10 protein-coding genes are annotated in these 10,243 nt (G+C 64.7%); 6 read left to right on the forward strand and 4 right to left on the reverse strand.

The genetic code is table 11. The features are described 5' to 3' along the window. Nucleotides 1-2 precede the first annotated feature (2 nt). Nucleotides 3-1,304, reverse strand: a complete 1,302-nt coding sequence (locus AB7M16_RS06305) for a hypothetical protein (RefSeq protein WP_453947136.1) — start codon at nt 1,302-1,304, stop codon at nt 3-5. A gap of 340 nt (nt 1,305-1,644) precedes the next feature. Between AB7M16_RS06305 and AB7M16_RS06310 the strand changes: the two genes are divergently transcribed. Then, entirely contained in the window at nt 1,645-2,892 is a 1,248-nt protein-coding gene (locus tag AB7M16_RS06310) for a multidrug effflux MFS transporter (RefSeq protein ID WP_212258107.1), read from the forward strand. A gap of 54 nt (nt 2,893-2,946) precedes the next feature. Further along, nucleotides 2,947-3,087 (forward strand): hypothetical protein, encoded by a 141-nt coding sequence (locus tag AB7M16_RS06315; protein WP_172783065.1) that lies wholly within the window; start codon nt 2,947-2,949, stop codon nt 3,085-3,087. Between the two features lie 223 nt (nt 3,088-3,310). On the opposite strand, the gene AB7M16_RS06320 is transcribed toward AB7M16_RS06315, so the two are convergent. The 3 genes from AB7M16_RS06320 to AB7M16_RS06330 form a co-directional block, all read right to left on the reverse strand. Continuing rightward, nucleotides 3,311-4,900, reverse strand: a complete 1,590-nt coding sequence (locus AB7M16_RS06320; protein ID WP_453943401.1) for a glycosyltransferase family 39 protein — start codon at nt 4,898-4,900, stop codon at nt 3,311-3,313. Nucleotides 4,901-4,974: 74 nt separating this feature from the next. Then, on the reverse strand, nt 4,975-5,097 hold the full coding sequence (locus AB7M16_RS06325) for a hypothetical protein (protein WP_453943402.1): 123 nt from the start codon (nt 5,095-5,097) through the stop codon (nt 4,975-4,977). 16 nt (nt 5,098-5,113) lie between these two features. Then, nucleotides 5,114-6,721, reverse strand: a complete 1,608-nt coding sequence (locus tag AB7M16_RS06330; RefSeq protein WP_212258105.1) for an ABC transporter substrate-binding protein — start codon at nt 6,719-6,721, stop codon at nt 5,114-5,116. On the opposite strand from AB7M16_RS06330, the gene AB7M16_RS06335 reads away from it, so the two are divergent. The 4 genes from AB7M16_RS06335 (at nt 6,708) to AB7M16_RS06350 (ending at nt 10,191) form a co-directional block, all read left to right on the forward strand. Continuing rightward, on the forward strand, nt 6,708-6,986 hold the full coding sequence (locus AB7M16_RS06335; RefSeq protein ID WP_172783062.1) for a hypothetical protein: 279 nt from the start codon (nt 6,708-6,710) through the stop codon (nt 6,984-6,986). The two genes, AB7M16_RS06330 and AB7M16_RS06335, sit on opposite strands and share 14 nt — an antisense overlap. 1 nt (nt 6,987) lies before the next feature. Continuing rightward, nucleotides 6,988-8,118 (forward strand): M20/M25/M40 family metallo-hydrolase, encoded by a 1,131-nt coding sequence (locus AB7M16_RS06340; protein ID WP_453943403.1) that lies wholly within the window; start codon nt 6,988-6,990, stop codon nt 8,116-8,118. 225 nt (nt 8,119-8,343) lie between these two features. After that, on the forward strand, nt 8,344-9,285 hold the full coding sequence (locus AB7M16_RS06345) for an ABC transporter permease (RefSeq protein ID WP_172783060.1): 942 nt from the start codon (nt 8,344-8,346) through the stop codon (nt 9,283-9,285). 18 nt (nt 9,286-9,303) lie between these two features. Continuing rightward, nucleotides 9,304-10,191, forward strand: coding sequence for an ABC transporter permease (locus AB7M16_RS06350; protein ID WP_212258103.1), 888 nt, complete (start codon nt 9,304-9,306; stop codon nt 10,189-10,191). Nucleotides 10,192-10,243: the final 52 nt, after the last annotated feature.

The raw sequence follows: 10,243 nt of genomic DNA on the forward strand, positions 1-10,243 counted from the left end.
GCTCATCCCTGCTCGAGGCGCTTCGGCTCCGCGCGGAAATCGAGCAGCAGGATCCAGAAGCAGATCAGCGCGGAGGCGAGGAGGATGAAGGTGCCCTCGATCGGCGCTCCCAGAAGCGAGACCAGTGCCGGCAAGGCGAGGCCGACGCCGAGGATGGCGGCGAGCGCCAGGGGCGGAAGATCGACGATGAGGATCGCGGCATAGAGCGCGAGCTCGAAGAAGGCATATTCCTTCAGACGCGGCGAGCAGAGATAGAGCGCGAACATGGCGAGCACCGTGATGCGCATGGCCGTGCGGGGGTGATCCATCAGCCAGCGATCGAGCTCGGTCGGGAGCGATGTCCATCCCCGCGCCGATCCGCTCGCGGCCGCGCGCAGGACGCACTGCGCGAACGGCACGAGCACCAGCGCGAGTGCCGCGAGCGCATAGGCCGCCAACATCGCCGGCTTGCTGTCGCCGAAGCCGGCCTGGGCCATGAGGTCGCGCGCCAGCAGCAAGAGCGACGGATTGGTCTCCACGAGACCGACGGCATGCTGGCCAGGAATCTGTCCTGCGATCGCGAGCAGCCAGCTCGCGAACAGATCGGGATGCAGCAGCCGCGACACTGTGACCGGCAACGCGAAGGCGACCGCGCCCACCGCGATCAGGGCTAGCTTGCGGCCGCGCGGCAGCGGCAGGAAATAGAGCGCCGCCAGCACCGGGAAGAACACCAGCTTGAACGAGGTCACGAGGCCGAGCAGCGCAGCGCCGCCAAGGTGCAAGGAAAAACTCGGATCTCGTCCGGACGCGAGCGGACGTAGCACGAGCTTCAGCGCGATCGCGGTCAGCACACCGCTCAGCAGCGCAAAATTCCCCGACGCCAGCACAAATTCGAAACCGACGAACGCGCCAAGCGCGCAGAGCACTTTCAAGCCAGCATCGCGCGCGCTGGGACGCGTCCGGCCGAGGCCGGGCAGAAGCAACCCGCAGAGCACGGCGAGGACGAAATAGATGCTTCTGTAATGATCGACCAGAACACCGCCCGCGCAGAGGGGACGGAAAACGTCCAGCGTCACAGGCAGATAGGGGTAAGAATAATTTGTGCCCTTCAGGTTCTTGACGAAGTAGGGATCGAGCCCTTCGGCATGCGCACCGACGGCTGCGCAATTGACCCGGACGTCCCAGCCATATGGCAGGTCGAGCGAGGCATCGTTGGCGAGATTGCCGAGCGCCAGCAGCGCCGTCAGCGCGATCAGGCAGGCAAGCCAGGCGTTGCGCTTGCCGGCACTCGCCGCAGGCGCCAACCATCGTGCTGCACCGGACATGTCGGACACGGGCGATACCCTGCTTGGCCTGGCTTCTCCCGGCGCCGTTGCGGCAGCCGGTCCGGCCACAATGGACAGGACGTGTTGCCGATTCATCTCCCCGGCGGGCCATGCGCGATCTTATGGTGAATCCCTGGTTGCCGGGCCCTACCCTCGTTGACGCGGTTTCGGAAAGCGCTTCCATGCGCGCCGCGATCGGTCGAGCATGACCATCAGGCCGGCAGCGGGGGCCTCACCAGGTCTTGATCGCCCCTGCTCCGCCTGCCAGCCATCCCGAAACATGGGTTGTGCAACGCAGCATCAGGGATAGATAAGTCCTTCGATTGCAGGGGTAAGCTTCTTGTCTGACGTCAATGCCGACGATTGGGTGTCCGCGGGACACCGCCCGATGGGTTTTCCGGAATTCGTCATCGTGATCGCGTCCATCATGGCGCTGAATCCGCTCGCCATGGACATGATGCTGCCGGCGCTGCCGAACATCGGCGCCGCCTTCAAGATCCCCGTCGAGAACCATCTTCAACTCGTGCTCTCGACCTTCCTGATCGGATTCGGCGCCGGCCAGTTCGTGATGGGTCCGCTGTCGGACCGTTTCGGACGCCGGCCGGTGCTGCTCGGCGGCATGGCGGTCTATGCGGTGGCGAGCGTGCTGGCGGTCGCCGCGCCCTCGTTCGAGACGCTGTTGCTGGCACGTGCGCTCCAGGGGCTCGGCACCTCGGCGACGCGCGTGATCGCGACGTCGATCGTGCGCGACTGCTATGTCGGCCGCCGCATGGCGAGCGTGATGTCGCTCGCCATGATGGTGTTCATCGCGGTGCCCGTGGTCGCCCCCTCGTTCGGACAGGCGGTGCTGCTGGTGACGGCGTGGCGCGGCATCTTCGTGGTGCTGATGCTCTACGGCTTGCTCGCACTCGCATGGTGCGTGCTGCGGCTACCTGAAACCCTCCCCCAGTCCGAGCGCCGATCGCTGGCGCCCGCGGACGTGCTCTCGGCGTTCCGGCAGACCGTGACCCATCGCCAGACCATCGGCTATGCCACGGCGGCCGGCAGCGTCATCGGCGCGCTGTTCGCCTATGTCTTCTGCGCCCAGCAGGTCTTCACCGGCATCTATCATCTCGGCCGATATTTCCCGCTCGCTTTCGCCGCGATCGCCGCCGGCACCGCCATCGCCGGCTTCCTCAATGCGAGGCTGGTCGGCCGGCTCGGCATGCGCGTGATCTCCCACGGCGCGCTGATGCTCTACACATTCGTGGCCGGCGTGATGCTCCTGACGGAATGCCTCGGCGTGCTGCCACTCGCCCTGTTCATGGTGCTCTCCGCCCTGATGATGTTCTCGTTCGGCATGATGGTCGCCAACTTCACCGCGCTCGCGATGGAGCCACAGGGCCACATCGCCGGCACCGCCTCCTCGCTCTACGGTTCGATCACCACGCTGATCGGAATCGTGGTCGGCATGGCGATCGGGCAGAGCTTCGACGGCACGCTGCTGCCCTTCTCGATCGGCTTCTTCCTGTCCACCCTCGCCGCGGTCGCGATCGTGCTGGTGGTCGAGAAGGGACGGCTGTTCAGGCCGCATCATCGTCCCGTCTGAGGAACCAGGAGGCGGCCTCGATGTTGTCCTGCAGCAATTCTAGAGGATGCTGTAATGGAACTGGAACATCGCGAAGACCACGCTGAGGCAAAGCTTCAAAATGTGGAGCCGTCTGAACCGCGGGCCGAGCAGGTCACGTTCACCGCGCCTCTTGCGAGCGAGGGGCTCGAGCAGGTGCGCGACAGCCATTGCTAGGCGGGAATGGGTTTAGGTCAAATCGATTGCGGCAGGCTCGGTGCAACCTCTCCCGCTTGCGGGAGAGGTCGCGCCGTCGGCGCGGGTGAGGGCTTTCTCCTCTAGGAGACTATCCCATTGCGGAAGCACCCTCTCCCCCAACCCTCTCCCGCAAGCGGGAGAGGGAGCGCACCCCGGTCGCTGCAGCGAATTGATTTCATTTCATCGCGCTTCAGCATGGCGTCTAGTGGGTTCCTCGCCGGCTGGCGCTGAAATCATCCGCAGCGCTCGGTGCCGGGCTTGCTTGCGGCAGCGCCATCAGCACGATCACCTCGCGAGACACGCCAAGCCGGCCCCATAGCGAGGCCTGCACGGTGAACTCGCGCCTGACGAAACGTCCGCCACGGGCGGACACCCATTCCAGCCAGCGATTGCAGTGCTCCTGCCCCTGGAAACAGAGTGCGGCCCAGCCGCGGTCCAGCGTCGTCCTGCGCGGCAGGCCCCAGGTATATTGATGCGCGAAGGGCCGCGCGTAATAGGGATGGTCGGGGCTGTAGAACGCCGTCGCGAAGGCGAGTGCATCGTCGCCGCTGACGGCGCTCAGCGGCTCGCCGGTCACCTCGCGCCACTGGCGCGTCAATTCGTTGCCCGCCTGCACGTAAAAATTCCGGCCCTCTTCATAGCCGTGATCGTTGCGATGGACGGCATGGATCGGCGCCGCGACCAGGACGGCGGCGAGCGCAGCGCCGGCAACGATCATCGTGACGTTGACCGTATGGAAGCGCTCGATCGGATAGCTCGTGCCGCAGACCACGAGAGTGGCGAACAGGAACAGGCCCTGCAACGCCCAGAGCGACGGCAGATCGGTACCCATCACAAGCGACGTCAGCACCGGAAGCACGATCGTGCCGATCGCGACGTAGAACAGAAGCCGCAGGCCCGGGCTCATGGCCGCGAAGTCGGCCGGAAACCGCCTCAGGCGCGGTCCTGCGATGAGCAGCCAGATCACGGCCGATATGCTCATCGCCGCGGCCAGCCCGAGCAGAAAGTTTCTCACCTCGTGGAGTGAGGTTGCGAGGTTGCCGTTGGCATGCGTCAGCGCGTAGGTGAAGGTCGAGGCGCCCGTGGTCGCGAGCCAATGGATGTGGGGCGACAGCGCCGCGAGCCCCACGACCACCGATATCCATGGCGAAGCCGAGCTGAAATAAGCGCGCCGCGCCGGGTGCGCCAGCGCGGCGAAGGCCAAGCTCGCGACGAGGAAGATCGAGTAATATTTGCCGACCATCGCCAGCGCGGTGGTGCATCCCGCCGCGATTGCCCAGGGCCAGGCGCGCGTCTCGAATGCGCGCAGGAAGCACCAGGTCGCAAGCGGCCAGATTGCCAGCAGCACCGAATTGGCATTGAAGCGCTGGGCGTGAAATTGATAGACCGGCGTCAGCATCAGGAGCAGCAGCACCAGGACGCGCCTGTGCCCGGTCACGAATTGCCGCGCGATGCGGTCGACGAAGACCAATGCAAGCCCGGCATTGGCCATCGCCATCAACTGCAACGACCAGTCGCTGAGCGGGAAGACGGAGGTCCAGGCGGCGGCAATCCAGCCGCTCAAGGGCGGGTGCTTGTGATAGCCCCAGGCGAAATGCCGGCCCAAGGTCCAGGCCTCGAGCGTATCGGGGTGCAGACCGCCGCCGGCATAGGCGATCGCCAGATAGAGCGTCCAGATCACAACGAAGCAGGCGATGAGAAGCGGCACGGCCCAGCCGGCCTCGACACCGTCGAGCCAGCGCAGGAACGGCCGCCGCCAACGCGCCGGTGCGCGATCTGACCGTTCGGCCATCGCCTGAAGTGCAAAATCGATCGGCACGGGAATCAGATTTGAAGACGGAAATAAGGTGCGCGCGGACGACGCATCTATTTCAGGATTGAAGCAAATAGCAAGAATTGCAGATTGGAAGGGATAAAAGCACGCGCCTTCTTAGCCGAAAAGACAGCGGCGCCGCTGATCAGCGGCGCCGCCTTTTTGTCCGAGGTCACGAAGGAGGTCCCCGGCTTACTCCGACTTGTCGACGTTCCAGAACACCGGCGTCGCGGGACCGTCGAGCACGCCGGCCAGCGATTTGCGCCAGCCGCTCGGGATGAGATACTGCCCGAGCGGAATGTAGATCACCTGCTCATAGGCTTGCTTCTGAATGTCGGCGGCGATCTTCTTCTGCTCGTCGATCGAGGACGCGCGGACGAAAGCGTCCTTGAGCTGCTCGATCTTGGCGTCCTCCGCCCAGCCGAACCAGCCTTTCTTGCCCTGCCCGCCGATCGAGAGATTGGCGATCGGGTTGGACACGTCGGCCGCGACCCAGTTGGTGAAGAACATGTTCCAGCCGCCTTCCTTCGGCGGCTTCTGGCTCGCACGGCGGCTCACCACCGTCTGCCAGTCGGTCGCCTGCAGGTCGACCTTGAAGCCGGCTTCGCGCAGCAGCTGGGCCGCGACGATCGGCTGCGCCTTCAGCGTCGTGACGTCGCCGGGGGCCATGATCACGATCGGCGTGCCGTCATAGCCGGACTCGGCGAGCGCCTTCTTGGCTTCCGCCATGCCGTTCCCCTTCACCAGGGTCTCGGAGCCTGCATCGGTCGCGAGCGGCGTGTCGCAAATGAAGAAGGCGCCGCAGATCTTCTGATATTTGGCATTGCCGACCAGCGCGTCGAGCACGTCCTTCTGATTGATCGCCAGCAACGCTGCACGCCGCACCTTCACGTTGTCGAACGGCGGATGAAGGAAGTTCATCCGGCCGAGAGTCTGAAAGCCGAACTTGTTCAGAACCTGGATCGTGAGCTCCTTGTTCGCTTCCAGCACCGGCAGCATGTCGAACGGCAGGTTCTCCATGAAGTCGATATCGCCCGACTGCAGCGCATTCACCGCGGTCTGCGAGTCCGGCATGGTGAGCCACTCGACGCGATCGACCTTCACCACCTTGCCGCCGGAGGTCCAGCTCGCCGGCTCCTTGCGCGGCACGTAATCGGTGTTCTTGACGTAGACCGCCTTCACGCCGGGCTGGAATTCGCCCTGCACGAACTTGAACGGGCCCGAGCCGATCTGCTCGGGGATCTGCTTGTCCGGCGGCGTCTCCGCAAGGCGCTTCGGCATCATGAAGGCGACGCGCGAGGACGGCTTGCCGATGGAATCGAGGACGAGGCCGTAGGGCTCCTTCAGCTTCAGCGTGATGGTCTTGGCGTCGGTCGCCTCGATGCTGGCGGTGAAGTCCAAGAGCTTCTGGCCCATGCCGTCGACCGCGGCCCAGCGCTTCAGCGAAGCGACGCAATCTTCCGCCGTAACCGGCGCACCGTCATGCCACTTCAGACCGTCGCGCAGCGTGAAGGTGTAGGTGAGCTTGTCGTCGGAGATCTTCCAGTCCGCCATCTGCGGCTGGACCTTGAAGTTGGAATCGGTGGCCACCAGCGTGTCGTAAACCATGTAGCCATGGTCACGCGTGATGTAGGCCGTGGTGAAGATCGGGTCGATGATGCGCAAATCCGAGTGCATCACTGCGGTGAGGGTCTTGCCGGCCGCAAGCACTGGCGAGGCCAGCGCGGTCGAAAGCGCGACGACCGACAGCGCAAGTGTGGAGGCGAACGCACGAGGCCCCCGGCGCATGAAGTGGAACATAGAAAGTTCTCCTGACGTGAAACTGTTCAAAGGCGGATTATTGGTTGAGCATCCGGTTCGTTCTTTGGGCGAACTAACCATATGCAATGCCTTTATCTTTTCGAGACTTGCAGACAGTGCCGAGCGCGTCAATCCGGTTTCGTTGCAAGCCCTTGCGGCGCATGCACGGGCTCCACCGGGATCGATTTGGCTCTACAACACCTCCACTTGTCCTGACCGCGCCGATGCAATGCGCGTTCCATCTTTCCAGCTCGAGAGACATTGAGATGAATCCTGCCAATCTCCCCTTTGATTCCGAGGCCATGCTCGAGGGCTTGCGCGGCTGGGTCGAATGCGAAAGTCCGACCTGGAACGCAGGCGCCGTGGACCGCATGCTCGATATCGCGGCGCGGGATATGGCGATCATGGGTGCGACGATCGAACGCATCTCCGGCCGCCAGGGTTTTGCCGGCGTCATCCGCGCGCGCTTTCCCCACCCGAAGCAGGGCGAGCCGGGCATCCTGATCGCCGGCCACATGGACACCGTCCACCCGGTCGGCACCATCGAGAAGCTGAAATGGCGGCGCGAGGGCAACAGATGCTACGGCCCCGGCATCTACGACATGAAGGGCGGCAATTATCTCTCGCTGGAAGCGATCCGGCAGCTGGCGCGCGCATCCTTCACCACGCCGCTGCCGATCACGGTGCTGTTCACGCCGGACGAGGAAGTCGGCACGCCCTCGACGCGCGACATCATCGAGGCTGAGGCCGCGCGCAACAAATACGTGCTGGTGCCGGAGCCCGGTCGCGCCGACAACGGCGTCACCACCGGACGTTACGCCATCGCACGCTTCAACCTCGAGGCGACGGGCCGGCCGAGCCACGCCGGCGCCACGCTGTCGGCGGGACGCTCGGCGATCCGCGAGATGGCGCGGCAGATTCTCAGCATCGACGCGATGACGACGGAGGATTGCACCTTCTCGGTCGGCGTCGTGCACGGCGGACAGTGGGTCAATTGCGTTGCCACCACCGCGACGGGCGAAGCGCTGTCGATGGCCAAGCGCCAGGCCGATCTCGATCGCGGTGTCGAGCGGATGCTGGCGCTGTCGGGCACCAGCAACGATGTCACCTTCAAGGTCACGCGCGGCGTGACGCGGCCGGTCTGGGAGCCGGATGCCGGCACCATGGCGCTGTATGAGAAGGCGCGCGGCATCGCCAAATCCCTTGGCATGGAACTGCCGCATGCAAGCTCCGGCGGCGGCTCCGACGGCAACTTCACCGGCGCGATGGGAATCCCGACGCTCGACGGCCTCGGCGTGCGCGGCGGCAATGGCCACACGCTGGAGGAGTATATCGAAGTCGAAAGTCTCGTTGAGCGTGGTCGGCTAATGGCGGGGCTGCTGGCGACGCTGGAGTGATCGCGAAGCTATTCCGTAGGGTGGGCAAAGGCGCAAAGCGCCGGGCCCACCGTTTTTCCTGAGTGAAAGGAGGTGGGCACGCTCCGCTTTGACCACCCCATCAGGACTGGCTGCACCGCAAAAACTGTGGCCCTCATGGCACGGGAATTGCTGAAATGTTAGGCTGGTGGCAGAACTGACCTCTCGCCGCTGCCGCCGATTTGACTCTAAACTGACGGATCCACCTTGCTCGGATATCTCCTTCGCCGAATTCTCGCCGCCGTGCCCGTGATGGGCGTGGTCGCGCTGTTCGTGTTCCTCCTGCTCCGCCTCACCCCCGGCGATCCCGCCGCGATCCTCGCCGGCGACAATGCGACGCCGGAACGGCTCGAGCGCATCCGCGAATCGCTCGGTCTCAATGAGCCGCTGATCGTGCAGTTCATCACCTGGGTGAACAAGCTGCTGCATGGCGATCTCGGAACCTCGCTGATCTCCAACCTGCCTGTCATGAAGATGATCGGCCAGCGGGTCGAGCCGTCGATCTCGATCGCGCTGTGCACCATCATCCTCGCCGTCATCGTCGCAGTTCCCTTGGGGGTGATCGCGGCGTGGAAGCACGGCACCTGGATCGACCGTTTCGTGATGGGTCTGTCCGTGCTCGGCTTCTCGGTGCCGGTGTTCGTGGTCGGCTATGTCCTCATCCAGGTCTTCGCGATCGAGCTGCGCTTGGTGCCGGTGCAGGGCTTCCGTAGCATCTTCAACGGCTTCGGTCCGTTCTTCGAGCGCATGATCCTGCCGACCTGCGCGCTGTCCTTCATCTACATCGCACTGATCGCGCGCATGACGCGTGCGGCGATGCTCGACGTGCTCGGCGAGGACTACGTGCGAACGGCGCGCGCGAAGGGCATCAACGAGGTCGCGGTGATGATGCGCCATGCGCTGCGCAACGCCGCCGTGCCCGTGATCACCGTGATCGGCACCGGCTTTGCGCTCTTGATCTCCGGCGTCGTCGTCACCGAGAGCGTGTTCAACATCCCCGGCATCGGCCGCCTGACCGTGGATGCGGTGCTGGCGCGCGATTATCCGGTGATCCAGGCGATGATCCTGCTGACGTCGCTGATCTACGTCGTCGTCAATCTTCTCATCGACGTCGCCTACACCCTGCTCGATCCCCGGATCCGGTACTGAGGCAAGGACAAGAACAGAATGTCGGTCGATACCCTTCCCCAGTCGTCCATTCCGATCACGTCGCCGCTGCGGCCGCGCTTCGGATTCCTCACCTCGACGCCGATCATCGCCGCGGCGACGGTCCTGCTCGCCTTGATCGTGCTGATCTCGATCCTGGCGCCGCTGATCGCGCCGCACGATCCGATCCAGCTCGCCCCGTCGCAGCGGCTCAAGCCGTCCTCCGCGCAATTCCTGCTCGGCACCGACGCCTACGGCCGCGACCTGTTGTCGCGCGTGATCTATGGCGGCCGCGTCTCGCTCTTGATCGGCATCGGCGCGGCGATCCTGTCGATCGCCATCGGCCTTGCGATCGGCCTCGTCTCCGGCTTCTTCAAGCTGGTCGATTCCGTGATGATGCGCGTCATGGACGGCCTGATGGCGATGCCGAGCATCCTGCTCGCAATCGCCGTGGTGTCGCTCTCCGGCGCCAGCCTCTGGACCGTGCTGATCGCGATCACGATCCCCGAGATTCCGCGCGTGGCCCGCTTGGTCCGCTCCGTCGTGCTGTCGGCGCGCGAGGAGCCTTACGTCGAGGCCGCGATCTCGGTCGGCTCGAGCCTGCCGAAGATCATGTGGCGCCACCTGATGCCCAACACGATCGCGCCGCTGATCGTCCAGGGCACCTATATCTGCGCCAGCGCCATCCTGACCGAGGCCATCCTCTCCTTCCTCGGCGCCGGCATCTCGCCGGAGACGCCGACCTGGGGCAACATCATGGCCGAGGGCCGCCAGTACTTCCAGATCAAGCCGTCGCTGATCTTCTGGCCGGGCCTGTTGCTCTCCATCGCCATCCTCAGCATCAACCTGATCGGCGACGCCGCCCGCGACGCCCTCGATCCGCGCATGAAGCAGCGGGAGGGGAAGTGAGGATCCTTCGTTTCGTCATTCCGGGGCGCGACGAAGTCGCGAGCCCGGAATC

The organism is Bradyrhizobium sp. USDA 372 (genome assembly GCF_053629095.1).

Bases quoted from the DNA above. Each gene is read 5' to 3' on its own strand.
- AB7M16_RS06305 (WP_453947136.1), bottom strand. From the start codon at position 1,304: ATGTCCGGTGCAGCACGATGGTTGGCGCCTGCGGCGAGTGCCGGCAAG.
- AB7M16_RS06315 (WP_172783065.1), top strand. From the start codon at position 2,947: ATGGAACTGGAACATCGCGAAGACCACGCTGAGGCAAAGCTTCAAAAT.
- AB7M16_RS06320 (WP_453943401.1), bottom strand. From the start codon at position 4,900: ATGGCCGAACGGTCAGATCGCGCACCGGCGCGTTGGCGGCGGCCGTTC.
- AB7M16_RS06335 (WP_172783062.1), top strand. From the start codon at position 6,708: ATGAAGTGGAACATAGAAAGTTCTCCTGACGTGAAACTGTTCAAAGGC.
- AB7M16_RS06330 (WP_212258105.1), bottom strand. From the start codon at position 6,721: ATGTTCCACTTCATGCGCCGGGGGCCTCGTGCGTTCGCCTCCACACTT.
- AB7M16_RS06340 (WP_453943403.1), top strand. From the start codon at position 6,988: ATGAATCCTGCCAATCTCCCCTTTGATTCCGAGGCCATGCTCGAGGGC.
- AB7M16_RS06350 (WP_212258103.1), top strand. From the start codon at position 9,304: ATGTCGGTCGATACCCTTCCCCAGTCGTCCATTCCGATCACGTCGCCG.